This window comes from Rhizobium sp. F40D2 (genome assembly GCF_051810745.2).
Classification (GTDB): domain Bacteria; phylum Pseudomonadota; class Alphaproteobacteria; order Rhizobiales; family Rhizobiaceae; genus Rhizobium.
The window spans coordinates 80165-105481 of sequence record NZ_CM131436.1; the positions used below are offsets into that span (position 1 = coordinate 80165).

At 61.6% G+C, this 25317-nt stretch carries 25 protein-coding genes; 13 read left to right on the forward strand and 12 right to left on the reverse strand.

The features are described from left to right. Positions 1–32: 32 nt before the first annotated feature. Both ACS4RS_RS00400 and ACS4RS_RS00405 read right to left on the reverse strand, forming a co-directional pair. Positions 33–482, reverse strand: a complete 450-nt coding sequence (locus ACS4RS_RS00400; protein ID WP_439009187.1) for a DNA polymerase III subunit chi — start codon at positions 480–482, stop codon at positions 33–35. Then, positions 482–1972: a leucyl aminopeptidase gene (locus ACS4RS_RS00405; protein WP_439009186.1), complete on the reverse strand. Its 1491-nt coding sequence runs from the start codon at positions 1970–1972 to the stop codon at positions 482–484. The genes ACS4RS_RS00400 and ACS4RS_RS00405 overlap by 1 nt, the downstream gene beginning before the upstream one ends. Before the next feature lie 144 nt (positions 1973–2116). On the opposite strand from ACS4RS_RS00405, the gene ACS4RS_RS00410 reads away from it, so the two are divergent. The 7 genes from ACS4RS_RS00410 (at position 2117) to rsmA (ending at position 10556) form a co-directional block, all read left to right on the forward strand. Further along, positions 2117–2902: a phosphatase PAP2 family protein gene (locus ACS4RS_RS00410; protein WP_449313828.1), complete on the forward strand. Its 786-nt coding sequence runs from the start codon at positions 2117–2119 to the stop codon at positions 2900–2902. Between the two features lie 88 nt (positions 2903–2990). Further along, a complete protein-coding gene (lptF, locus tag ACS4RS_RS00415; protein ID WP_439009185.1) occupies positions 2991–4172 on the forward strand; it encodes an LPS export ABC transporter permease LptF in 1182 nt (393 codons plus the stop codon). Beyond that, positions 4169–5257, forward strand: a complete 1089-nt coding sequence (lptG, locus tag ACS4RS_RS00420) for an LPS export ABC transporter permease LptG (RefSeq protein WP_097626997.1) — start codon at positions 4169–4171, stop codon at positions 5255–5257. The genes lptF and lptG overlap by 4 nt, the downstream gene beginning before the upstream one ends. Then, positions 5257–7584 carry an LPS assembly protein LptD gene (locus ACS4RS_RS00425; protein WP_439009184.1) on the forward strand — a complete coding sequence of 776 codons (2328 nt, stop codon included), beginning with the start codon at positions 5257–5259 and terminating at the stop codon, positions 7582–7584. The genes lptG and ACS4RS_RS00425 overlap by 1 nt, the downstream gene beginning before the upstream one ends. 165 nt (positions 7585–7749) lie before the next feature. Next, complete coding sequence (locus ACS4RS_RS00430; RefSeq protein ID WP_439009183.1) at positions 7750–8694, forward strand: peptidylprolyl isomerase; 945 nt, start codon at positions 7750–7752, stop codon at positions 8692–8694. 6 nt (positions 8695–8700) lie between these two features. Beyond that, a complete protein-coding gene (gene pdxA / locus ACS4RS_RS00435) occupies positions 8701–9729 on the forward strand; it encodes a 4-hydroxythreonine-4-phosphate dehydrogenase PdxA (protein ID WP_439009182.1) in 1029 nt (342 codons plus the stop codon). After that, positions 9729–10556: a 16S rRNA (adenine(1518)-N(6)/adenine(1519)-N(6))-dimethyltransferase RsmA gene (gene rsmA / locus ACS4RS_RS00440; protein WP_439009181.1), complete on the forward strand. Its 828-nt coding sequence runs from the start codon at positions 9729–9731 to the stop codon at positions 10554–10556. The genes pdxA and rsmA overlap by 1 nt, the downstream gene beginning before the upstream one ends. A 226-nt stretch (positions 10557–10782) precedes the next feature. On the opposite strand, the gene gmk is transcribed toward rsmA, so the two are convergent. From gmk to fabD, 7 genes are all read right to left on the reverse strand, one after another. Beyond that, positions 10783–11445 carry a guanylate kinase gene (gmk, locus tag ACS4RS_RS00445; protein WP_184377832.1) on the reverse strand — a complete coding sequence of 221 codons (663 nt, stop codon included), beginning with the start codon at positions 11443–11445 and terminating at the stop codon, positions 10783–10785. A gap of 3 nt (positions 11446–11448) precedes the next feature. After that, on the reverse strand, positions 11449–12336 hold the full coding sequence (locus tag ACS4RS_RS00450) for a YicC/YloC family endoribonuclease (protein WP_439009180.1): 888 nt from the start codon (positions 12334–12336) through the stop codon (positions 11449–11451). Between the two features lie 18 nt (positions 12337–12354). Continuing rightward, complete coding sequence (gene mltG / locus ACS4RS_RS00455; protein WP_439009179.1) at positions 12355–13572, reverse strand: endolytic transglycosylase MltG; 1218 nt, start codon at positions 13570–13572, stop codon at positions 12355–12357. A 183-nt stretch (positions 13573–13755) separates the two neighbouring features. Next, the gene (gene fabF, locus ACS4RS_RS00460) at positions 13756–15018 is read right to left on the reverse strand and encodes a beta-ketoacyl-ACP synthase II (protein WP_449313829.1); all 1263 of its coding nucleotides are present in this window, start codon (positions 15016–15018) and stop codon (positions 13756–13758) included. Positions 15019–15111: 93 nt separating this feature from the next. After that, positions 15112–15348: an acyl carrier protein gene (locus ACS4RS_RS00465; RefSeq protein WP_003547058.1), complete on the reverse strand. Its 237-nt coding sequence runs from the start codon at positions 15346–15348 to the stop codon at positions 15112–15114. A 286-nt stretch (positions 15349–15634) separates the two neighbouring features. Continuing rightward, positions 15635–16372 carry a 3-oxoacyl-[acyl-carrier-protein] reductase gene (gene fabG / locus ACS4RS_RS00470; protein WP_439009178.1) on the reverse strand — a complete coding sequence of 246 codons (738 nt, stop codon included), beginning with the start codon at positions 16370–16372 and terminating at the stop codon, positions 15635–15637. 38 nt (positions 16373–16410) lie between these two features. After that, on the reverse strand, positions 16411–17355 hold the full coding sequence (gene fabD, locus ACS4RS_RS00475) for an ACP S-malonyltransferase (RefSeq protein WP_439009177.1): 945 nt from the start codon (positions 17353–17355) through the stop codon (positions 16411–16413). 215 nt (positions 17356–17570) lie between these two features. On the opposite strand from fabD, the gene ACS4RS_RS00480 reads away from it, so the two are divergent. The 6 genes from ACS4RS_RS00480 (at position 17571) to ACS4RS_RS00505 (ending at position 23218) form a co-directional block, all read left to right on the forward strand. Beyond that, the gene (locus tag ACS4RS_RS00480; RefSeq protein WP_439009176.1) at positions 17571–18614 is read left to right on the forward strand and encodes an aldo/keto reductase; all 1044 of its coding nucleotides are present in this window, start codon (positions 17571–17573) and stop codon (positions 18612–18614) included. A 313-nt stretch (positions 18615–18927) separates the two neighbouring features. Beyond that, positions 18928–19395 carry a 30S ribosomal protein S6 gene (gene rpsF, locus ACS4RS_RS00485; RefSeq protein ID WP_003574183.1) on the forward strand — a complete coding sequence of 156 codons (468 nt, stop codon included), beginning with the start codon at positions 18928–18930 and terminating at the stop codon, positions 19393–19395. Between the two features lie 14 nt (positions 19396–19409). After that, the gene (gene rpsR / locus ACS4RS_RS00490) at positions 19410–19658 is read left to right on the forward strand and encodes a 30S ribosomal protein S18 (protein WP_003547038.1); all 249 of its coding nucleotides are present in this window, start codon (positions 19410–19412) and stop codon (positions 19656–19658) included. A 214-nt stretch (positions 19659–19872) separates the two neighbouring features. Next, positions 19873–20793, forward strand: a complete 921-nt coding sequence (locus tag ACS4RS_RS00495) for a DUF2232 domain-containing protein (protein ID WP_439011782.1) — start codon at positions 19873–19875, stop codon at positions 20791–20793. 22 nt (positions 20794–20815) lie between these two features. Beyond that, a complete protein-coding gene (gene rplI / locus ACS4RS_RS00500) occupies positions 20816–21394 on the forward strand; it encodes a 50S ribosomal protein L9 (protein ID WP_049733920.1) in 579 nt (192 codons plus the stop codon). Positions 21395–21721: 327 nt separating this feature from the next. After that, entirely contained in the window at positions 21722–23218 is a 1497-nt protein-coding gene (locus tag ACS4RS_RS00505) for a replicative DNA helicase (protein WP_439011781.1), read from the forward strand. Positions 23219–23291: 73 nt separating this feature from the next. Here the strand turns inward: ACS4RS_RS00505 and ACS4RS_RS00510 are convergent, their stop codons facing one another. From ACS4RS_RS00510 to ACS4RS_RS00520, 3 genes are all read right to left on the reverse strand, one after another. After that, on the reverse strand, positions 23292–23594 hold the full coding sequence (locus ACS4RS_RS00510; protein ID WP_439009175.1) for an AzlD family protein: 303 nt from the start codon (positions 23592–23594) through the stop codon (positions 23292–23294). Then, the gene (locus ACS4RS_RS00515) at positions 23591–24295 is read right to left on the reverse strand and encodes an AzlC family ABC transporter permease (RefSeq protein ID WP_439009174.1); all 705 of its coding nucleotides are present in this window, start codon (positions 24293–24295) and stop codon (positions 23591–23593) included. The genes ACS4RS_RS00510 and ACS4RS_RS00515 overlap by 4 nt, the downstream gene beginning before the upstream one ends. A gap of 67 nt (positions 24296–24362) precedes the next feature. Continuing rightward, entirely contained in the window at positions 24363–25184 is an 822-nt protein-coding gene (locus ACS4RS_RS00520; protein ID WP_439011780.1) for an AraC family transcriptional regulator, read from the reverse strand. Between the last annotated feature and the right edge of the window lie 133 nt (positions 25185–25317).

The window sequence follows — 25317 nt, forward strand, 5'->3', positions numbered from 1 at the left end:
GGCGCCGATTGTCGGTATCTCCAGTGAAACGCTCAGGCCTTCTTCTCCCACCGCCCTTCCGGCGTCTGCTGCCAATAGGTGAGCTTATGCCCCTCGCCTTTCAGCTTCTTCCATTGCGCCCGGGCGGCCTCCAGTTGTGCCTGGTCGTGGCCGTCGAACATGAAGACAACGCGCTCATAGGCGTCGACCGGCGGCGGCTCGGCGCCGTCGATGATGAAACGCACGGTCGCCGCATTGGCATTGCCTGATGTCACCGTCAAAAGCACCGGCTGGCTTTCGGCGAAATCGCCCTCGTCGGTGCCGTGCGGCAGAAAACTCTCCTCGCGAAACGTCCAGAGATACGCGTCGAGAGCATCGCGCCGCGCCGGCTCACGCGTCTGGACGGCGACGCGCCAGCCGCGCTCGACGCTTTTGTCGATCAGCGGCGGAAGCGCGTCTTCCAGCCTGGTTTCGGTCAGATGATAAAAGAGAACGTCCGTCATCAGGATTCATAATGGGCGCGAACGAGCTGGTCGAGCAGGCGCACACCAAAACCGGAACCCCAGGACTGGTTGATCTCGTCCTGCGGCGAGCCCATCGCCGTGCCGGCGATATCGAGATGCGCCCAGGGCGTGTCCTGTACGAAGCGCTTGATGAAATGCGCAGCGGTAATCGAGCCGGCCTGCCGGCCGCCGGTGTTCTTCATGTCGGCGAACTTGCTGTCGATCAGCTTGTCGTAGTCCTTGCCGAGCGGCATGCGCCAGAGCTTCTCGTTTGTGGAAAGGCCGGCTTCCGTCAGTTGGGCGGAAAGCTGGTCGTCATTGGAAAACAGGCCGGCATGCACACTGCCGAGCGCCACGACGATCGCGCCGGTCAGCGTGGCGAGATTGATCATGAATTGCGGCTTGAAGCGGTCATTGCAATACCACAGCGCATCGCAGAGCACGAGACGGCCTTCGGCATCGGTATTGATCACCTCGATCGTCTGGCCGGACATCGAGGTGACGATATCACCGGGACGCTGGGCGTTGCCGTCAGGCATGTTCTCGACCAGACCGATGACGCCGACGGCGTTGACGGCGGCCTTGCGGGAGGCGAGCACGTGCATGAGGCCGGTGACGGCTGCCGCACCGCCCATATCGCCCTTCATGTCCTCCATGCCTGCGGCCGGCTTGATCGAAATGCCGCCGGTATCGAAAACGACGCCCTTGCCGATGAAGGCGACGGGACGATCCTTGGCTTTGCCGCCCTTCCACTGCATCACCGCCAGGCGCGGCGGACGCACCGAGCCCTGGGCGACGCCGAGAAGGGCGCCCATGCCGAAACGGCGCATTTCCTTCTCGGTCAGGATCTCCACTTCGACGCCGAGCTTTTCCAGCTCCTTCGCCTTGGCGGCGAACTCGACCGGGCCGAGCACGTTCGGCGGCTCGTTGACGAGGTCACGGGCAAGATTGACGCCGCCGGCGATCGCTTCGGAATCGGAAAACGCCTTCTTGGCGCCGGCCGGATCGGCGGTGACGATCGTCACCTTGACGGATTTCGCCGCCTTTTCCTCGTCGTCGTTCTTCTTCGTCTTGTAGGTATCGAAGCTATAGGTGCGCAGCAGCATGCCGAGGGCGAAATCCGCAGCTGCGCGCGCGCTCGTCTGAAGGCCAGGCACGTCGATGAAGACGGCGGCCTTGTCGGTATTCTTAATTCTCGCTGCCGCGGTACCGCCGGCCTTGAGCCAATCATGGGCGGTGAGATCGACGCCCTTGCCAAGCCCGATGACGACGATGCGCTCGACGGATGCGCCTTCCGGGGCGACGATATCGAGCGCGCTCATGGATTTCGCGGAGAATCGGGCGATCCTGGCGGCCTTGGCGATCACCCCTGCCGGATCGACTGTTTCGGCGCCCGCAGCGCTGTCGGTGTCTGTGGTCTTCAACAGGATCGCCAGGCCGCCAGTGAGCTTCGCCGACTTTGAAAATGAGATTTCGAACTTTGCTGACATGTCTTCTCCGCTGGGATTCTTTGAAATCCGTCCGCCGCGGATAATTTCGCGTTTGGCGGGTCTGTCAATGGCTTGCGACAATTGTTATGGTCGTCCGCGGTCATCACGGCCCTCATGTTATCGTCAGTTTCGTAGTTATTCGCGTTGACAGTTTTTTCGAAAAATCGCCCGCGGGGTCCGGTAATCCGCCTGCCGAAAACGACCTTCGGTGCCTTCATGCTGCTGTTCTGGACGTGGTGGGCGCTGTTGATCGTCTTCCGCGCCGTCCCCGGGATAGACATCTATTTTTCCCAGCTTTTTTTCGTGCGTGCAGATTGCGACGCGGCGGCCGCGGCCGGGAGCATCTGCGGCGGCTTTCCCTATCGCGACTCGGGGAATTTCGACCTTTTACGCACCGTCTTCTTCCGCCTGCCCTATGTCGTGGCGATCGTGATGGTATGGAAGTTCATCGAATGTCACCAGCAGCATGGCGCAACCTTCAACGCCGTACGGGCGCGCAAGCTGAAAGTCGCGCTCGGAACGCTGCTGATCGGACCGGTGCTGCTGGTCAATGTCATCCTGAAAGAACATTGGGGCCGGCCGCGGCCGATACAGACGGACATTTTCGGCGGCGCGCTGCATTTCGTCGAGGCGGGTTCGCTTGCCGGAAAATGCGTTTCGAACTGCTCTTTCATCTCAGGCGAGGCAGCAAGCGCCGGCTGGCTTTTCTGCCTTCTGCTCTTCGTTCCGAAATCCTTGCGTTATGCCGTGGCAGCACCCCTGGCGGCGGTCTCGATCCTGACGCCTGCGATGCGGCTATCCTTCGGCGCGCACTACCTTTCCGACGTCGCTCTCGGATGGCTTTCGTCGCTTGTCGTCTTCGCCGCGTTGCTGGCGTTAACCGAGTCGCAACAGCATCAAAAAAATTCTGAAAATCGAATGAATTTTTGACACCCGCTTGTCGCAAAACAGCGACAAAGAGCGTAGAGGGTTTCTCCTGCAAAGCCGTTTGGGCGTGCAGGTGCTTTCAAGGGCAGGCATGAAACTACTCGAGACATACATATTGCGGCGCGTCGGGCAGATGTTTCTCGTGGCGCTCCTGCCCGTCCTGGCGATCATTTGGACGACTCAGGTTTTGCAGCGCATCAACCTGGTTACCGACAGCGGCCAGTCGATCGGCTCGTTCGCCAAGCTCGCGACGATGATTCTGCCGTCGATCATTCCCGTCGTCCTGCCCTTCGCCCTCGTTATCGCGATCACCCAGACGCTGACGACGATGAACAACGATTCGGAGCTTACCGTCATCGACGCGGCCGGGGCGCGCCGCAGCGTGCTGATCCGCCCGATCCTGCTGCTTGCCGCCGTCGTCAGCGTCTTTTCCTTCTTCGTCGACAATGTCGTCGAGCCGCGCGCAAAAACCGTCGTGCGCCAGATGATCGCCGAAACCTATGCCGACCTACTGTCTTCGGTGATCGAAGAAAAGACCTTCCGCAAGCTTGACGATGGCCTGTATGTGCAGATTTCGAAGCGGATGGCCGGCCGCATGCTGAAGGGCCTCTTCGTCGCCGACGAGCGCGACCCGGCCTACGAGCTGATCTATTATGCGAAGGAAGGCGCCGTCGACGATACGGGCACGACGCTGATCATGCATGAGGGCGAGGTGCACCGCAAAACGCCCGACGGCAATGTCTCGGTGATCAATTTCGATTCCTATTCCTTCGACCTCTCGGATATGACGGAGAATCGCGGCCAGGCGACGCTGCGCGCCAGCGACCGTGACCTGTGGTTCCTCCTCAACCCGGATCCGGCCGACAAGGACTATACGATCCGGCCGCAGAGCTACCGTGCCGAGTTGCATCGCCGGCTGACGGACTGGATTCTGCCTGTCGTCTTTGCGCTGTTTTCGCTGGCGATCGCCGGCGATGCGCGCTCGCACCGTGAAGCGCGGCTGCATCCGATGGTGAGCGCGCTCGCCTATGCTTTCGCGCTGCGATGGGCGGCATTCTACGCGGCCAATCAGATCGACACCGATCCTGAATATATCGCCGTTCTCTATGCCATACCGATCGTGAGCGGTATCACCTCGATCGTCTTCCTCGGCCTGCACAAACGACTGGCCGTACCGTCGTTCGTCCGCGACCGGATGTCGTCTTTCTGGAGACGGACGCAGGAACGGCTGCTGGCCGCGACCGGCAGGGCCGGCGGAGACGCCGCCCAATGATATTCGGGACATTGTCGCGCTATTTCTTTCGCCGCTACCTGGTGACGATGGGCTGGTTCCTGATCGGCGTCTCGGCGATTTCCTTCCTGCTCGATTTCAGCGAAACGGCGGGCCGCATGTCCGGCCTGCCCGGCTACACGATCGGCGGCGGCATCCTGATGACCGCCGTGCGCCTGCCGCTCATCCTGCAGCAGACGGTGCCCTTCATCGCGCTGTTCGTCGGCATGACGGTGCTGATCGGGCTCAACCGCAAATATGAGCTGGTCGTCACGCGCGCAGCCGGCATTTCGGTCTGGCAGTTCATGTTCCCCTTCATTGCCGGCTCGCTGATACTGGGCCTTCTGACGATGACGGCGCTCAACCCGCTGGCCGCCTGGGGGCAGCGCCAGGCCCTGCTCGTTGAATCCGACTGGCGCGGCGAGAACGCGGTTCTGCGCAAGGCGCCGCAGATTCCGTGGCTGCGCCAGATCAGCGGCCGGGACGACGTCATCATCGGCGCCCACACGGTTCAGGAGAACGGAACCAAGCTGATCGACGCCGTGTTGATCCATTTCGATTCAAGCGGTCAGGTCATTCTGAGACAGGACGCCGCGACGGCAAAATTGGAAGATGGTTACTGGCAACTTAACAACGTTGTCGAGCGCAAGCCTGGCGAAATCCCCGTGCGTAAAGCTTCGGTTCAACTTCGCACCAATCTGAAACAGGACTTCGTCCAGGAGCGGCTGACAGCGCCGGAAACAATTGGTTTCTTTGACCTTTCCAACCGCATTGCCGCGGCCAAATCCTTCGGTATCTCGACCAAGGCGCTGGAAACGCAATTCAACTCCCTGTTGTCCCAGCCGCTGCTGCTGGTGGCCATGACTTTCATTGCTGCAACAGTGTCCCTGAAATTTAGCCGGTTCAACCAATCCCGCTCCGTGATTCTGGGTGGCATCCTCTCGGGCTTCATGCTTTATGTCATCACCGTGCTTGTAAAGGCATTCGGAAGCAGTGGAGTTGTGCCCCCCTTCGTGGCGACGTGGATACCGGTGATCGTCGCGCTGGCCTTGGGTGCGACTATTCTGCTTCATCAGGAGGACGGCTAGTGGCGGCAGGCGACCGCAAGTATTTTAGTAAACAATTGGTTGCCCTGCTCGTCGGCGCGACTCTAAGTTCCTATTTCGGCAGCGCTGCGGTCTCCTACGGCCAGGCCAGCGCGCCCGACCAAACGATTGGAAAGAAAATTCCGGCAGAGGCCAAGCTTCTGCTTTCGGCCAATGAACTCGTCTATAACCGTGACGCCGATCTGGTGTCGGCGGTCGGCGGCGTGCAGATCAACTATGCCGGCTATAAAATGGTCGCGCAGAAGGTCGAGTACAATCAGAAGACCGGCAGGATGATGGCGCTCGGCAATGTCGAGCTGGTCAGCCCGGACGGCAACCGCATCTATGCCGACAACCTTGACGTGACCGACAATTTCGCCGACGGGTTCCTGAACTCGCTGCGCATCGAAACCGCCGACAATACGCGTATCGTCGCCGAAAGCGGCCAGCGTGTCGGCGGCACGATGATGATTCTCAACAAGGGCGTCTACACCGCCTGCCTTCCCTGCGCCGAAGATCCGAAGCGCGCGCCTTTCTGGCAGGTCAAGGCCAAGCGGGTGATCCAGAACGGCGTGACCCACACGATCCGTCTGGAAAGTGCGCGCTTCGAGCTACTCGGCTATCCGATCGCCTTCCTGCCCTTCATCGAGGTCCCCGACAATACGGTGAAGCGCAAATCGGGCTTTCTCTTCCCGACGATGAGCCTGTCGCAGAATCTCGGCTTCGGTCTTTCCATTCCTTATTACTACGTGATCTCGCCGAGCATGGACGCGACGGTCACCACTACCGGCTACACCGCCCAGGGTTTCCTCGTCGAAGGCGAATTCCGCCAGCGCTTCGAAAACGGCACGCATATCCTGCGCGTCGCCGGCATAGACCAGGCAAAGCCGGACAATTTCAGCTCCGGCACCAGCGATGCCGAAGCCAGTCGGCGTGGCATGGTGGCCTCGAAGGCCGAATTCCGCATCAACCCGCGCTGGACGTTCGGCTGGGACGTCATGGTGCAGAGCGACAACAATTTCTCGAAAACCTACAAGCTGCGGGATTTCACCGGCACGGATCGCACCAACCAGATCTATCTGACGGGACTTGGGAAACGCAATTATTTCGACATGCGGGCGTTCTATTTCGACGTCCAGGATGCCGATCGGAAGAACACCGCCGAAAAGCAGCAGGCGATCGTCTATCCGGCGCTCGACTACCACTATGTGGCGCCGCAGCCGCTAGCCGGTGGCGAACTGTCGGCTGATGTCAACCTGACGAATATTTCGCGCACCCATGACGACTTCTATACCGTCGATGGCTTCGACCGCTTCCGCGGCCTGAAGGGACAGACCTCGCGCCTGACGGCCGAACTGCAGTGGAAGCGCACCTATGTCACGCCGACCGGCCTGGTGATCACGCCACTTCTGGCCGCGCGCGGCGACGCCTTCGCGCTCAACATGGACAACCCCACGGGTTACACTGGCAATTATCTCGACGACAATTCCGCCACCCGCTCGATGTTCACCGCCGGGCTGGAGCTACGTTATCCGATCCTGATGACGACCGAGAACAGCACCCACATTCTCGAACCGATCGCGCAGATCTATGCCCGCCCCGATGAGCAGCTAGCCGGCCGGCTGCCGAACGAGGATGCGCAGAGCTTCGTCTTCGACGCCACCTCGCTGTTCGATCGCGATAAATTCTCCGGCTACGACCGCGTCGAAGGCGGCACCCGCGCCAATGTCGGCATCCAGTATACCGGGACGTTCGACAGCGGCTACAAACTGCACGGCATCTTCGGCCAATCCTACCAGATTGCCGGCCAGAACTCCTTTGCCACCGATGACCTCGTCAATGTCGGTGCGGACTCGGGCCTGGAGACCGACCGTTCCGATTATGTCGGCCTTGGCGGCGTCGAAACACCGTATGGCGTTTCCGTCGCGGCCTCCTACCGCCTCGACGAGAAGGATTTCGAGTTCCGCCGCGGCGACCTGACGACGGCCTACCAGAACGACACCTTCCAGACGCAGGTGACCTACACCCATCTCAGCGCCCAGCCGGCCTATGGCTTTGCAGAGGACAACGACGAAATCCAGACCAGCAGCAAAGTCAAATTCAAGGATTACTGGGCGATCTTCGGCGGCATCGCCTGGGATCTGAACAATGATGTGCTTAGCCGCCGGACGCTCGGTCTCTCCTATGAGGACGAATGCACGATCTTCACGATCGCCTATACGGATACCCGGGACTCCGACGACGAGTCGGCCAGCGACTGGACGATCGGCGCAAGGCTGACCTTCCGGACGCTCGGCGACATCAAGATTGGCACAAACACCCTTGAGTGACGGGCGGCCGGCGCAAACATGGCCTGAAGCCATTCTTTCGCCGTATGCCTGTGCAGGACATTGCCGCCAGTCGTTATCTGAGGCATAGGGGTTTCGCCGCGTGCCTCGCACTGTGGTAAAAAACGCCGCGAACAACGTCTCGCGGCGCTATCGGGAGGTCAACAGATGATTGACGCGAAAAGAGCCATAACCAAGTTCCTCGCCGGGGCAGCGCTTACCTTGCTGACGGGGTTTGCCGCGCCGGCATTTGCCGCAAGCGAGGTCAAAGCCGTCGTGAACGGCACCGCCATCACCAGCGGCGACGTCGCCAAGCGCCAGGCCTTCCTGCGCCTTCAGCACACCAAGGCCGACGCCAAGGCTGCCGAGGAGCAATTGATCGACGAGACGCTCAAGCGGCAGGAGGTCTCTCGCGTCCACATGTCGGTCTCGCAGCAGGACGTCGATGCGTCTTTCGCGCGCTTTTCGGCCGGCAACAAACTTTCCGTCGAGCAGATGTCGCAGATCCTCGATCGCGCTGGCGTCGGCGTCGACCATTTCAAGGGTTTCATTGCCGTGCAGATGAGCTGGCCGCGGGTCGTCAACGCGCGCTACGGTTCGACTTCACGGCTGTCGAACTATGATCTCGTTTCGCGCATGATGCAGAACAACAAGCAGAAGCCGGTGACGACCGAATATATGCTGCAGCAGATCATCTTCGTCATTCCGCAGGCCAAGCGCAACGCCATCACCGGCAAGCGCAAGGGCGAGGCCGAAGCATCGCGCTCGAAATTTCCGGGCTGCGACCAGGCAAAGGTCTTTGCCGCAACGATGCGCGACGTTTCAGTGCGCGATCTCGGCCGTATGCTCGCTCCAGAGATCCCGCCGGATTGGAAGCCGCTGGTTGAACAGGCCAAGGGCAATACGACAGGGACCCGCGTCACCGACAAGGGCGTCGAATATCTGGCGATCTGCAGCCAGCGCCAGGTTTCCGACGACCAGGCGGCCGAAATGGTCTTCCGCCAGGAAGATCTTGGCAAGGCCAAGGGCGGTAAGGACGCCAGCCCGGAAAACGAGAACAGCAAGAAGTACCTGGATGAACTGCGCAAAAAGGCGCAGATCGCCTATCGCTGACCTGCGATGACGATACCGTTTTCGCGACCGCTTGCGCTGAGCCAGGGCGACCCCGCCGGCATCGGGCCGGATATTACGCTGATGGCCTGGCTGCGGCGGCGTGAACTCGGGCTGCCGCCTTTCTTCCTGATCGGCGATCCCGATGTGTTGGCGTTGCGAGCCCGCCAGCTTAACCTTTCGGTTTCGATCCGCGAGACGGATAACGCCAGCGAGGCTGCCGGCATGTTTGCCGACGCGCTGCCCATCATGACGGTGCCTGCCGGTATCGAGGTGGTTGCCGGCGAGCCGCATGCGGCAACGGCGAAGGGAACGATCGCGGCGATCGAAAAAGCCGTGTCGTTTGTCATCACCGGCGAGGCGCTTGCGGTCGTTACCAACCCGATCGCCAAATCAGTGCTCTACGAGGCCGGTTTCCGGTTTCCCGGCCATACCGAATTTCTCGCAGATCTCGCCGCCAGGGCGACCGGGAGGCCAGTGACGCCTGTCATGATGCTGTCGGGACCGAAGCTTCGGGCCATTCCCGTCACCATCCACATTCCGGTGCGGGACGTGCCGCAGGCGCTGAGTGGTGAACTGATCGAGGAAACCTGCCGAATCGCCCATGAAGACCTGCGGCAGCGCTTCGGCATCGCGGCGCCGCGGCTCGCGGTTGCCGGCCTCAACCCACATGCGGGTGAAGGCGGGGCGATCGGCAGGGAGGACGAAGATGTCATCCGCCCGGCGATCCAGCGCCTGCGCGACGAGGGCATCGATGCGATCGGCCCCCTGCCCGCCGATACGATGTTCCATGACGAGGCGCGGGCGCGATACGACGTCGCCGTCTGCATGTATCACGATCAGGCGCTGATCCCGGCCAAGGCCCTCGGTTTCGACGACAGCGTCAACGTCACGCTTGGGCTTCCCTTCGTGCGCACCTCGCCGGATCATGGCACTGCTTTTGGCATCGCCGGCAAGGGACTGGCGCGCGAGCAGAGCCTCGTTGCAGCACTGAAGCTTGCCGCCCAGCTCGGCCGCAGCGCGGAAAGCCACCGCTGATGGCAGCACTCGATGGCCTGCCGCCGCTTCGCGACGTCATCCAGCGTCACGGCCTCGATGCGCGCAAGGCGCTCGGGCAGAACTTCCTGCTCGATCTCAACCTCACGCAGAAGATTGCCCGCACAGCGGGTGCCCTCGACGAGGCGACCGTCTTCGAGGTCGGCCCCGGCCCCGGCGGGCTAACACGGGCGATCCTGGCGCTCGGCGCCCGGAAGGTCATCGCCGTCGAGCGGGATACACGCTGCCTTCCGGCACTCGCCGAGATCGCGGATCACTATCCCGGCCGGCTGGAGGTGATCGAAGGCGATGCGCTGAAGACCGATTTCGAGGCCTTGGCGCCGGGAGGCCCGATCAAGATCATCGCCAACCTGCCCTACAATGTCGGCACACAGCTTTTGGTCAACTGGCTGCTGCCGAAGGCCTGGCCGCCATTCTGGCAGTCGCTGACGCTGATGTTTCAGAAGGAAGTCGGCGAGCGTATCGTCGCCTGTGAAGACGACGACCATTATGGCCGGCTCGGTGTGCTCTGCGGCTGGCGGACGCAGGCGCGCATGGCCTTCGATGTGCCGCCGCAAGCCTTCACACCGCCACCAAAGGTAACGTCGACGGTCGTGCATCTGACGCCGCGTGAAAACCCCATCCCCTGCGCTGTCGGCAATCTGGAAAAGGTAACTCAGGCGGCCTTCGGCCAGCGCCGCAAGATGCTGCGCCAAAGCTTGAAACCGCTCGGCGGTGAGAGGCTGCTCGTCACGGCCGGGATCGATCCGGCGCGGCGGGCGGAAACCTTGTCGGTGGAGGAATTCTGCCTGCTTGCCAATTCGCTCTAAGCGCGTCGCGATCTTTCAGATCTCGCTGCTTGCGCTTTAGGTCCTTATTTTCTCGCATGTCGTTATGGCAGCGCGTCGCGCTTTGCCTGGGAAAACCGCTGCACAGTTTTGCGCGACATGCTCTAAAGCGGGTCGCGTCAAACCTGATTCCTGCGACGCGCTTTAGCTCTTTGTTTTTACGCATGTCGTTGCCGCAAAACCGCTGCACACTTTTGCGCGACATGCTTTAAAGCGACGGCGTCTCTTCCAGCAGCTCGCGGACGAAATCGAACATGCCATGGCGGCGGTCGCGGCGCAGGCGCTCGGCCTTGACGATCGACTGGACGGCGTCGAAGGCGGCGTTGAGGTCGTCGTTGACGATGACATAGTCATATTCGCGCCAGTGGGCGATCTCGGCGCGGCTGTTGGCGAGGCGCGTCTGGATGACATCCTCGGAATCCTCGGCGCGGCGATGCAGCCGGGACTGCAGCTCGGTCATGGTCGGCGGCAGCACGAAGATCGAAACCACGTCGGCCGACATCTTCTCCTGCAATTGCTGGGCGCCCTGCCAGTCGATATCGAAGAGCATGTCGCGGCCCTCGGCCATGGCCTGCTCGACCGGCTCGCGCGGCGTGCCGTAGAAATTGCCATGCACCTCGGCCCATTCGAGCAGCGCGTCGCTATCGCGCAGCCGCTCGAACTCGCGCACACTCTTGAAGTGGTAATGCACATCCTCGATTTCGCTCGGGCGGCGCTGGCGCGTGGTGACGCTGACGGAGAGGCCGATTTGCCTGTCCTTCTCCAGCAGCGTACGCGCGATGGTGGACTTGCCGGCGCCCGACGGCGACGAGATGACAAGCATCAGACCGCGGCGGGCGATCTGGACGGGCGAGGATTTCGCCGGATTCATGTCCTACTCCAAATTCTGGACCTGCTCGCGGAACTGGTCGATCACAACTTTCAGCTCGATGCCGGCGGCAGTGACCGCCGAGGCGTTCGACTTAGAGCAGATGGTATTCGATTCGCGGTTAAATTCCTGTGCAAGGAAGTCCAACCGGCGTCCGGCAGGGCCATCTTTCACCAGGAGATCGCGCGCCGCGGCGACGTGCGCCTTCAGACGATCGATTTCCTCGCGCAGATCCGCCTTGGTCGCCAGCAACGCCGCTTCGGCATGCAGCCTGTCGCGGTCGAGCGCGGCCATCCCGTCCATCAGCAAGGCGACCTGACCGGCAAGCCGCGCGGCGATCTCCTGCGGAGAGCGTGTGGGATCGGCCTCGATCGTCCGCGTCAGGCCTTCGATCGTCGTGACATGGTCGAGAAGAATGCGGGTCAGCGCCGTCCCTTCCTGCTCCCGCATCGCTCTAAGATCGGCAAGGGCGGCCATTAGGCCGGCGGCGATATCGGCGTCACGGGCGGCAAGCGCCTCCTCACCATCCTCGCTTTCGCGGAATTCGACGATGCCACGCACCAGAAGCAGCGTATCGAGCTTTAGCGGCGACGGATCGATTATCCCGTCCAATTGCTCGCGCATGGCCAGCACGGCGGCAAGCGCTTCCCTGTTCAGCACGGCCTCAAAGCGGTTCTCGTCAGCCGTGACGGAGAGCGATGCCTGCAGATTGCCGCGACTGAAGCTTTCGCCGGCAAGGCGGCGGACATCCGCCTCCATGCGCTCGAGGCCGGGTGGCAGGCGCAGCCGCAGGTCGAGGCCCTTGCCGTTGACCGAGCGCAATTCCCATGCCCAGCGCCAGCGGCCGCTCGTTCCCTCGCGCCGCGCAAAACCGGTCATGGACTGCAAAGCCATACGAGCCTCCAGAAGCTATCAGTTGATCTTCTTTTTCTTCGGCGGCACGACGGCCGCGCCGTCATCCGCCGGCTGCTCTTCCGGCTGGCCGTCGACGGCGATGTTGGGGTCCGAGCCCTTATCGGCTTCGAGCTTGCGCCAGCGCTTGACGTTGGCATTGTGCTCCTCGAGCGTCGCCGCGAAAACATGGCCACCGGTGCCGTCGGCGACGAAATAGAGGTCCTGCGTCTTCCAGGGATTGGCGACGGCCTCAAGCGCATCCTTACCCGGATTGGCGATCGGCGTCGGCGGCAGGCCCTTGATCACATAGGTGTTGTATGGCGTCTCCCGCTTCAGGTCCGACTGGTAGATCGGCCGGTCGGCCGGTTTGCCGTCGCCGCCGAAAAGACCGTAGATGATCGTCGGATCTGACTGCAGGCGCATGCCTTTGCCCAGTCGGTTCAGGAAAACGGAAGCGACATGGGCGCGTTCGTCAGCAACGCCGGTTTCCTTTTCGACGATCGAGGCGAGCGTGACGAACTCTTCCTTGGAACGCAGCGGCAGCGAGGTGTCGCGCTTGTCCCAGATCTGATCGACGAGTTTCTGCTGTGCCGCCGCCATCTGCTGGATGATTTCCGAGCGCTTGGTGCCACGCGAGAACTTATAGGTATCCGGGCGCAGGCTGCCCTCGGCCGGCAGCGCGGCCGGCAAGTCGCCTTCCAGTACCTGATCCTCCAACATGCGGTTGAACATCTGGCGGACCGTCAGACCCTCGGGGAAGGAAACGGAATAGAGAATGGATTTGCCGGACTTCAGAAGCTCCATGATATCGCTCATCGAAGCTCTGGCCTTGATCTCATATTCGCCGGCCTTCAAGCTCTCACCGGCTGACAGATGCGTTGCCGTGATATAGCGGAAGATGCGGGCATCGCTGATGATCGCATTGCGCTCGAGATTGGAGGCAATTTCGGCGAGACCGGCGCCGTTGCGGATGATGAAATTGGTGTTGGTCTGCAGCGGACCGGGGTTCCGGTAGGTCGACGTGGCGTAATAGAAGCCGATGACGGCGACGACGCAGACCAGCACCGCCATCGTCATGATGAAGTTCAGGAATAGAACGACCTGGCCGCGGGCTTTCTTGGACCGTTTCGGCGGCTCCGGAACGCGCTCGGGACGCAGGGCTTCGCTCGGCGACTTCGGGATGATCGGTCCCTTCTGCCCCTGGGTATCGTTGCTCTGGTTCGTCGTATCGCTCACCGGCAATCCTCTAAAACTTGACCCTCACTTCGCTATTTCGCGAAGCAATGCGGCAAAAGCAGGTTCTGCCGCCGTTCAACGGCGCCGCTGCCGGCTGTTATGCTCCCGCACGCCCTGCTACGCAACGCGGAGGACCTGGCCGGTTTGCGATGTAAAGGACACCCATTACACCGCGCGAGACCCTTATTGCGCGTAACGGCGCAGGACCAGCGACGCGTTCGTGCCGCCGAATCCGAACGAGTTGGACAGCGCCACGTTGATTTCACGCTCGCGTGCCTTGTGCGGAACAAGATCGATCGCCGTCTCGCGTTCGGGATTGTCGAGGTTGAGCGTCGGCGGCGCGACATTGTCACGGATGGCAAGCGTGGCGAAGATCGCCTCGATGGCGCCGGCCGCGCCGAGAAGGTGTCCCGTCGCCGACTTGGTCGAGGACATGGAGATTTTCGACGCTGCACTGCCGACCAGCCGCTCGACAGCGCCGAGTTCGATCGTGTCGGCCATGGTCGATGTGCCGTGGGCGTTGATGTAGTCGATGTCGGCCGGCGTCAGCCCGGCGCGCTTCAGCGCCATCGCCATGCAGCGGCCGGCCCCCTCGCCGTCTTCGGACGGCGCGGTGATGTGATAGGCATCGCCGGACAGACCGTAGCCGACGACTTCAGCGTAGATCCTGGCGCCGCGCGCCTTGGCATGCTCCAGCTCCTCGAGCACGACGATGCCGGCACCCTCGCCCATGACGAAGCCGTCGCGGTCGCGGTCATAGGGGCGCGAAGCCTTCTGCGGATCGTCATTGTGCTGGGTCGACAGCGCTTTGCAGGCGGCAAAGCCTGCCAGCGAAATGCGGCTGACGGGAGATTCCGTGCCGCCAGCGACCATGACGTCGGCGTCACCCAGCGCGATCAGCCGCGCGGCATCGCCGATCGCATGCGCGCCCGTCGAGCAGGCGGTGACGACCGAATGGTTGGGGCCGCGCAGCTTGTGGCGGATCGAGACCTGGCCGGAAACGAGATTGATCAGGCGGCCGGGAATGAAGAAGGGGGAGATGCGGCGCGGGCCCTTGTCGCGCAGGGTGTAGCCCGCCTCGACGATGCCTTCGATGCCGCCGATGCCGGAGCCGATCAGCACGCCGGTGGCGATCTGGTCCTCATCGGTCTCGGGGTGCCAGCCGGCATCGGCAAGCGCCATATCGGCGGCGGCCATGCCGTAGATGATGAAGGGGTCGACCTTGCGCTGCTCTTTCGGCTCCATCCACTGATCGACATTGAAGGTGCCGTCGGTGCCGTCGCCGATGGGAATACGGCAGGCGATCTTGGCGGGAAGGTCGTCGACCTCGAATTCGGTGACGAGGCGGGCGCCGTTCTGACCGGCAAGCAGCCGGGACCACGTCACCTCGGTTCCGCATCCCAAGGGTGATACCATACCGGTACCTGTTATGACGACACGTCTCATCGCGTGCTTTCCCCCGTCTCTTATGTTCTATGGAGAAATATGCCGAAAAGAAAAGGGCGGACTCCAGGCCCGCCCTTTCTCAAAATTACAGAATCAGGCCTGGGCCTTCTCGATAAACTTAACGGCATCGCCGACCGTCAGGATCGAGTCAGCAGCGTCGTCGGGAATTTCAACGCCGAATTCTTCTTCGAAAGCCATGACCAGTTCGACCGTGTCGAGCGAGTCAGCGCCTAGATCGTCGATAAAGCTGGCGCTCTCGACGACCTTGTCGGCATCGACGCCAAGATGATCAATAACAATTTTCTTTACGCGTTCTGCGATATCGCTCATGTCGGTTTCCTCGACCTTATGTCCTGATCGGAATGCCGTTGCGGCACCCCTACCCTGTTTCAGCCTGCGATGTTTTCAGACATCCTCGGCAAACTCGTTTACCCGGCTTCAGAGATGTCCCAGGCTTGCGAAAAGCCCGCCGGTCCGTCTGCTTTCTCGGGACGACTGTTGACAGTCATGGCCCGCTTAACATGCTTTAGGTCCGCCGCAAAGCGAGAAAATCAACGGTTCGTGATTGCTCAACATGCTATTGGCGGAAATACTCCCATGGCAGCGGTTTGTCGTTTCAGATCATCGCCATGCCGCCGTTTACGTGCAGCGTCTGGCCCGTCATATAGGCAGCCTCGGAGGAGGCAAGATAAGCGACAGCCGAAGCAACTTCACCGCCCGTGCCCATGCGCTTCATCGGGATCGCTCCCATGATCGCTTCCTTCTGCTTGTCGTTCAGCTTGCCGGTCATGGCGCTCTCGATGAAGCCGGGCGCCACGCAGTTGACCGTCACGTTGCGGGTGGCGATTTCCTGGGCGAGCGACTTGGTGAAGCCGATCATGCCGGCCTTGGAGGCGCAGTAATTGGCCTGGCCGGGATTGCCGGTGACGCCGACGACAGAGGTGATGTTGATGATGCGGCCATAGCGGCGGCGCATCATCGGATGCGTCAATTCGCGCGTCAGGCGGAAGGTCGACGTCAGGTTCACTTCGAGAACCGCGTCCCAATCCCCGTCGCTCATGCGCACGAACAGGCCGTCCCTGGTGATGCCGGCATTGTTGACCAGAATATCGACGCCTTCGAGTTCGGCTTCGGCCTTCTGCCCGAGCGCCTTAACCTCATCGCGATCCGAGAGGTTTGCCGGGAAAATCTTGACGCGCTCGCCAAGATCGGCCGCCAAGGCTTCCAGCTTCTCGACGCGGGTGCCATGCAGGCCGACGATGGCGCCCTGCTTATGGAGAAGGCGGGCGATTTCCTCGCCGATACCGCCCGATGCGCCGGTGACGAGAGCCTTGCGGCCAGAAAGATCGAACATGGAAGCGTTCCTTATATCTGGATATCTGGAAATACCAATCAGGCCATGAGGGCGGCGACGGCCGCGTCGATATCCGCCGGACCGTTGACGGAGATTCCGTTGATTGTCTTGTCGATGCGGCGGGCAAGGCCGGTCAGCACCTTGCCGGAGCCAAGCTCATAAAGCGTGGTGACGCCATTGCCGGCGAACCATTCCACCGTCTCGCGCCAGCGGACCTGACCGGTCACCTGCTCGACCAGCAAGTTGGCGATCTCGTCGGCTGTGGTTAAGGGCGCCGCACGGACATTGGCAATGAGGGGCACGACGGGATCTGATTTGGCGACCTTTGCCAGTGCTTCGCGCATGGCGTCGGCGGCGGGCGCCATCAGCTTCGAATGGAAGGGTGCGGAGACCGGCAGCAGGATGGCGCGCTTGGCGCCCTTGTCGGTCGCCAACCCGGCGGCCTTTTCGACGGCTGCCTTCTCGCCCGAAATGACGATCTGGCCGCCGCCATTGTCATTGGCGATCTGGCAGGCGCCGGACGCCGCAGCCTCTTCGCAGACAGCAACGACGTCGGCATGCTCGAGGCCGATGATCGCAGCCATGGCGCCGACGCCGACGGGGACGGCCGCCTGCATGGCGTTGCCGCGGATGCGCAGCAGCCGTGCCGTGTCAGCAAGCGAGAACATGCCGGCGGCGCAAAGGGCAGAATATTCGCCGAGCGAGTGGCCGGCGACGTAGGCGACCTTGGACTTCAGATCCAGTCCCTTGGCCTCAAGAATGCGGACGACGGCGATCGAGACGGCCATCAACGCCGGCTGGGCGTTCGCCGTCAGGGTCAAGGTATCCTCGGGACCGCTGAACATGACGTCGGAAAGCTTTTCACCGAGCGCCTCGTCGACCTCGTCGAAAACGGCGCGGGCTTCCGCGAAACTCTCGGCCAGATCCTTGCCCATGCCGACGGCCTGACTGCCTTGACCGGGAAAAGTGAAAGCAATGGTCATTCTCGTGTCCCTGGCTCACGCCCCTGATTGCGCGCCCCTTGAGGCCGTTTTGCCTCCAATTGACATTCTTTCCGGCAGAGTCAAGTGGCGGCTCATTCTCCGCAAAGCCTTTCGCACCGGCATAAAAGCCCGGTTTTTACTCTTGCACTCCGCCAAATCCGGCCTAGATTTGCCCGGTCCTTCCCAAGGCGTCAGCTCTCTCCCAAGGTTTTCTCATGAAGTACAATTCACTCGGCCGCACCGACATTTCCGTTTCAGAAATCTGCCTTGGCACGATGACCTGGGGTTCGCAGAACAGCGAAACCGACGCTCATGCGCAGATGGATTACGCCGTCGAAAAGGGCGTCAATTTCTTCGATACCGCCGAACTCTACCCGACCACCCCGGTTTCGCCGGAAACACAGGGCCGGACCGAAGACTATATCGGCAGTTGGTTCGACAAATCAGGCAAGCGAGGAGATATCGTGCTTGCGACCAAGGTCGCCGGCCGCGGCCGCGAATATCTGCGCGGCGGCGATGGTGCGGATGCCAGGAATATCCGGCTGGCGCTCGAGGCCAGCCTCAAGCGGCTGCGGACGGATTATGTCGACCTCTACCAGATACACTGGCCGAACCGTGGCCATTTCCATTTCCGTCAGAACTGGAGCTACAATCCCTTCAACCAGGATCGCGACAAGGCCGTCGCCAATATGCTCGACATTCTGGAGACGCTTGGCGCACTGGTGAAGGAAGGCAAGATCCGGGCGATCGGCCTTTCCAACGAAACCACCTGGGGCATCCAGAAATACCTGACGCTGTCAGAACAGAAGAGCCTGCCGCGCGTTGCCAGCGTCCAGAACGAATATAATCTGCTCTACCGCCATTTCGACCTCGATCTCGCCGAGCTCTCGCATCACGAGGATGTCGGTCTGCTCGCCTATTCGCCGCTCGCCGGCGGCATCCTGTCCGGAAAATATGTCGATGGGCAGAGGCCGAAGGGCTCTCGCGGCTCGATCAACCACGATATCGGCGGCCGCCTGCAGCCGCTGCAGGAGCCGGCGACCAAGGCCTATCTGGAGATCGCGGCAAGATACGGCCTCGATCCGGCGGCCATGGCGCTCGCCTTCTGCCTGTCCAGGCCCTTCATGGCCTCGGCCATCATCGGCGCCACCTCGATGGAGCAGCTGAAAGTCGATATCGGCGCGGCCGACCTGACGCTTTCGGCCGAGGTATTGGCGGAGATCGCCAAGGTGCATCGGCAGTATCCGCTGCCGCTCTGACCCTGTTGCTCTCGTCTGGCCCGACGCGACCGATCGGCCTGCGTCGGGCTTGCATGTCCGATTAGGCTTGCCTTCCCGCAAAAATCCGTATAAGCCGCCCTGTTCGTTAACCCGGTCTTCTGGCTGGTGGCTGAACGGAGGGCCGGTTTCCTCTTGGAAATCGTTCGGAACGGAAGCGTTCCAGCCTCCCGTGTCTCCGCTCTCGACCGTCTCGGAAACGCTTTCTTGCCTGGGTCCGCCCAATCAGGAGCAGTCGTTGAGGCTTAGCCGCCGAATATCGGGTTGAACCAAACGCAAGAAAGGCAAAGCTGTCATGGCTCTTTATGAACATGTATTCCTTGCCCGGCAGGATATTTCCGCTCAGCAGGTCGATGCCCTCGTAGAACAGTACAAGGGTGTGATCGAAGCTAACGGCGGTAAGGTCGGGCGTATCGAGAACTGGGGCCTCAAGTCCCTCACCTACCGCATCAAGAAGAACCGCAAGGCGCACTACGCCCTGATGGACATCGATGCACCGGCTGCTGCCGTCCAGGAAATGGAACGTCAGATGCGCATCAGCGAAGACGTTCTTCGCTACATGACGATCGCCGTCGAGAAGCATGAAGAAGGTCCGTCTGCCATGATGCAGAAGCGCGACCGCGACGACCGTCCGCGTGAAGGCGGCCGTGGCCCGCGTGAAGGCGGCTTCGGCGATCGTGACCGCGGCCCGCGTCCGCCGCGTGAAGGTGGCTTCGGCGACCGTGAAGACCGTCCGCGCCGTCCGCGCGAAGACCGCGTATAAGGGAGACCTAAGATATGTCTGAAACTTCCTCCGCTCCGGTCCGCCGCCCGTTCCATCGCCGCCGCAAGACCTGCCCGTTCTCCGGCGCCAACGCGCCGCGGATCGACTACAAGGACGTACGTCTGCTGCAGCGCTACATTTCCGAGCGCGGCAAGATCGTTCCGTCGCGCATCACGGCCGTTTCCCAGAAGAAGCAGCGCGAACTCGCCCAGGCGATCAAGCGCGCCCGCTTCCTCGGCCTGCTGCCCTACGTCGTAGCCTAACAGAATATGTGACCCCCAGATTGCTGATCTGGGGGTCGCCTCCCTTCCGCGATGGGCGCGGATCGGAACTCTTAAAACCCATGTTGAGACGTTTCTGAATACGATTCAGCAACATCCTCTAACTGCTTGATGAAGCAGGACAGCGACCTTGAACCGACCGAACCCTAAAACGCTGCTGATCGGCGCCCTCGCCGGATTGACCGCCTTCCTGCTGATGCTGGGGGCGAGCATGCAGCCGTCGTTTTTCAGCGTGCTGCTCTATACGGCCTCGGCGCTGCCGATCCTGCTCGTCGGTCTTGGCTGGGGCAACGCCGCCGCCATCGCGGCCGTCGTCACCGCAGCGGCGCTCGGCGCGGCCCTCTTCTCCCCTTCTTTCGCGCTGATCATGACGCTGGTGACGCTCTTGCCGGCCGGCTGGATCAGCCATCTCGCCAATCTCGCGCGTCCCGCTTCCGAACTCGGCGGCCCCGACCATCTGCTTGCCTGGTATCCGCTTTCCGATATCCTGCTGCATCTCTGCGGCCTGGTGACGCTCGCCGTCATCGTCATCGGCGTGATGATCGGCTACGGGCCTGCGGTCACCGATCAGATCGTCGATCTGCTGATCGCCTCAGTCAAGGAACAGCAACCGGAATTCATGCCCGATCCGGCCGCGACCGCGCAGACCAAATCGCTGATCGTGCTGATGCTGCCGGCTTTGCAGGGCGGCATGTGGGTGAGCATGCTGTTTGCCGCCTATTATTTCGCCGTGCGCATCGTCGCAGCGTCCGGCCGCGGCCTTCGCCCGCGCGAGGACATCCCCTCGTCTCTGCGCATGAACCGCAACTCGATCTTCATCTTTCTCGCCGGGCTTGCCGCCTGCTTCTTCGGCGGCGTGCCGGCGCTGGTCGGCGCGACCGTGACCGGCACCTTCGGCGCCGGCTTCATGCTGTCCGGTTTCGCCTCGCTGCATTTCCGCACGCGCGGCAAGGACTGGCGTTTGCCGGCCCTCATCCTCAGCTATCTGGCTTCGATGCTCATGCTCTTGCCAGCTCTCCTCATCCTCGTCCTCGGTCTCAGCGATACGCGCAAGGCGATCGCGCTGACCCCGACGAAAGATGCCGATGCCCCCAAACAATCCGATACGAAAATCTGAGACACAAGAAAGGCAAAAGAAAATGGAAGTCATCCTTCTCGAACGCATCTCCAAGCTCGGCCAGATGGGCGAAACCGTAAAGGTTCGCGACGGCTTTGCTCGTAACTACCTGCTGCCGCTCGGCAAGGCGCTGCGCGCCAACGCCGCCAACAAGACCCGCTTCGAAGCCGAGCGCGCGACGCTCGAAGCCCGCAACCTCGAGCGCAAGTCGGAAGCCCAGAAGGTCGCCGACGTTCTCGACGGCAAGTCCTTCATCGTCGTGCGCTCCGCCGGCGAAACCGGCCAGCTCTACGGCTCGGTCGCTGCCCGTGACGTCGTCGAAATTCTCGCCGCCGAAGGCTTCAACATCGGCCGCAACCAGGTTCACCTCAATACACCGATCAAGGCGATCGGCCTGCACAAGGTTGAACTGCAGCTGCATGCCGAAGTCGAAATCCATGTCGAGCTGAACGTTGCCCGTTCCGCCGAAGAGGCAGAGCGCCAGGCCAAGGGTGAAGAACTCACCTCGGTCGACGCCATCTACGGTGTCGACGAAGACGCTCTGCGTCCGGAAGATTTCTTCGATCCGGAAGCTGACGGCGTCGACGAAGACGAAGCATAATATCGCCGGAGCAATCTGCGACAGGAGCCCGGCCATCGCGCCGGGCTTTTTCGTTGGGGATTTTCCGGATGTTTTTGCTGCGGGCCTTATAGCATCGCGCTAAAATAACATTCTCCGAAATGGATGGGCTGAGTCGGCGCCATGCCGTGTCATACGGGTGACACTGACAGTATTTCTCCTTTGTGTTGCCCGGGACTGTGGAGAAGTCGAACAACGTGCACAGCGTTCAGGATTTAAGCGAAGCGAGCCCCCGCTCCTTTCGCAGCCTCTTGATTTTCGTGTCCGGAATTGCAAATCCGGAGCTGGAAAAAGACAGAACGGATGATGATGAACGACGCCGCTCGAAAGATTGCAGCCGTTGCTCCCTCGGAGCAACACTATCGCGAAGCACCCAACAACATCGAAGCCGAGCAGGCGCTTCTGGGTGCCATCCTGATGAACAACGACGCCTATTACCGGGTGTCCGACTTCCTGAAGCCGATCCATCTTTACGAACCGCTGCACCGGAAGATCTTCGAGGTTGCCGGCGATATCATCCGCATGGGCAAGATCGCCAATCCGGTGACGATCAAGACCTTCCTGAAAGCCGACGAAAAGGTCGGCGACATGACGGTGTCGCAATATCTGGCGAGCCTCGTCAGCAACGCCGTCACCGTCATCAATGCCGAGGATTACGGCCGGGCGATCTACGATCTGGCGCTGCGCCGGGCGCTGATCACCATCGGTGAGGATGTCGTCAACATCGCCTATGACGCGCCGCTCGACATGCCACCGCAGTCGCAGATCGAGGACACCGAACGCCGCCTCTTCGAACTGGCGGAAAACGGCCGCTACGACGGCGGCTTCCAGGCCTTCAATGATGCGGTTGCGTTGGCGATCGACATGGCGGCCGTCGCCAAGGAACGCGACGGCGGGCTTTCCGGCATTTCCACCGGCATCCATTCGCTGGATTCCAAGATGGGCGGCCTGCAGCGTTCAGACTTGATCGTCCTTGCCGGACGCCCCGGCATGGGCAAGACCTCGCTTGCGACCAATATCGCCTATAATATCGCCGCCGCCTACGAAGGCGAAGTCCAGTCGGACGGCAGCATGAAGGCGAAAAACGGCGGCGTCGTCGGCTTCTATTCGCTCGAAATGTCGTCGGAACAGCTTGCCACCCGTATCATCTCCGAGCAGACGGAAGTCTCCTCTTCGAAGATCCGCCGCGGCGACATCAACGATGCCGATTTCGAAAAGCTCGTCGCCTGCTCGATGATGATGCAGAAGGTGCCGCTCTATATCGACCAGACCGGCGGTATCTCGATCGCCCAGCTATCGGCGCGGGCGCGCCGTCTCAAGCGTCAGCGCGGCCTCGACGTGCTGGTGGTCGACTACATCCAGCTCATGACCGGCTCGGGAAAATCCAGCGACAACCGCGTGCAGGAAATCACCCAGATCACCACCGGCCTGAAGGCACTCGGCAAGGAACTCAACGTTCCGATCATCGCCCTGTCGCAGCTCTCGCGCCAGGTCGAAAGCCGCGACGACAAGCGGCCGCAGCTTTCCGATCTTCGCGAATCCGGCTCGATCGAGCAGGACGCCGACGTCGTGCTCTTCGTGTTCCGCGAGGAATATTACGTCAAGAACCAGGAGCCGCGCGACATCAACGATCCGAAATATCCGGAATGGGAAGCGTTGTTCGACAAGGTCAAGGGCACGGCCGATGTCATCATCGCCAAGCAGCGTCACGGGCCGACAGGCACGGTGAAGCTCGCCTTCCAGTCGGAATTCACCCGTTTTGCCGATCTCGCCGATCCTTCCTTCATCCAGTACGAGGAACATTGACGCGGTTTCCCGCGTCAATTTCCATAGGCGCAATTCCGGGCGCAAAACCGCTGCACACTTTTGCAGAATTGCGCTAGAGACCTGCTGCCCGCAACATGGCAACCGTTGCGACGCCAATCACCACACTCACAAGCATTGGCAGACGGCGCGCGGCGATTGCCGTTGCCGCGCAGGCCAAGGTCTCTGCCCAGCCCGCCGCAAAGGCGGTCGGGGCAATGACCGCCATCAGCACAGCCGGCGGAATGGCCTCGATCGCCGCTCTCCGCCGCTCATTCATCTCGACATGACGGATCAACACGAGGCCGCTGACGCGGGTGAACACCGTTGCGGCTGCCATCGCGAGGATGGCGATGATGCTGTTGAGATCGAGCGTCATGCCGCCTGCTCCCGCAGTCTGCCCTGCCATAGGGCCGTTGCCAGCCCGGCCAAAGCGCCGGCGGCGATATACCAGACCCCTGGCACGAAGTGGTGGACCGCAACGGATGCAGCGCCACTTGCAGCAAGGACGGCGCCGGTTTCCGGCCCCTTCCAGAAACCCATGACGAGCACGATGAAGACAGCCGGAAAAGCGAAGTCGAGGCCGATGGCCGCTGGATTGCCGAAAAAGGCGCCGAGCAGTGCGCCTGTCAGCGAAGAGCCGACCCAGGTGAGATAGAAGGGCGTGACGATGCCGGCATACCAGGCCGGTGTCAGCCGTGTGCTGCCCGCGCGGAATTCCGCCATAGCCCACAGTTCATCTGCGAGGAATAGCATAGCGATATACCGTTTGACGCCGGAGAAGGACTGCATCTTCGTGCCGATCGACGCGCTCATCAGCACGTGGCGGATATTGACCAGCAGGGCTGCAAAGCCGACGCCGATCCAGCTTGCCGGATGGGTCCAGATGTCCATGGCCACGAATTGCGAACCGCCCGCAAAGACAAGCGCGCTCATCAGCGTCGTTTCCAACGGGGAAAGCCCCTTGGTGGCCGCGACCGCGCCGAACACCAGGCCGATCGGGAACACGGCGACAACAAGTGGAAAAATGGCGCGCATTCCGGCAAGAAATTCGCCGGATGGCCGGCTGTGCTGCAACATGGCAATCTCCCGATCAAGATCGCGGAGGATTACCCGAGCCCGCCACGGCCGTATTGAACGAAAGTGATCAGCCCGTGCGGAATTGGCCGGGCGTTACGCCCGTGCGTGCCTTGAAGTGCCGGGTGAAATGCGCCTGATCGGCAAAACCGCATTCGAGCGCAATATCGGCCGGCATGTACCCCTGCCGCAGCAGCCGACGGGCCACCTGCACGCGCCGATCCGTCAGAAAAGCGTGCGGGGTGATGTGATATTCCTTGCGGAAGGCGCGGATGAGGTGAGCGCGGCTCAGACCCGCCACTCCGGCCAGTTCCTCTAGGCCGACATCGCTGTCGAAGTTCTCGATGAGGTATTCGCGGGCGCGGGCCACCGCGCTTCGTTCCTGCGTATCGACGGGCACGATGATTGTGCTGCCGTGACGGGCAAAGATCGCTGCCAGCACCGAAAACATTCCCTCGTCGGATTCCAGCGCGCCTGCCCCGCTCTCGAGCGTTCGATGGGCGGCGTGAAAGGCATTGGCGAGCTGTGGATCGCGTGGAAGCCCGCCGGAGAAAGAGGGCGTCGCATGGAAAGCCTTGCCGGTGACATCCTCCAGAATATCGACGAACAGCTTCATGTCGGGATAGATCATCCGGTAGCGGTAGCCCTCGCCGCCCGGAGCGCCGTCGTGGATTACACCGGGATCGATGAGATAAAGGTCGCCCGGGCCGGTTTCCTCCCGCCTGCCGCTGAGAGTGGCGATCTGGCTGCCGCTTTCTATCGCGCCGATGCTGAACGTGTCATGCGCATGCGGCGCATATTCGTGCGTCAGGAAGGTGGCGCTCAAACACTCCATGTCGCGGAAACGGCCATCCCGCCAGAAGCGGGCCGATTCCACGTTCGCAAGCGGCATGGCCGCCGCCGCCTGTTTTTGCGATACGTTCTGCATCCGCTGAGATTATCCCGGAAGCCTGCACGCGTCTTGAACAAAAGTGATCATAAGACAGGCAAAGGGTGGCATGTGACCTGCCTTGGCCATAATGCTC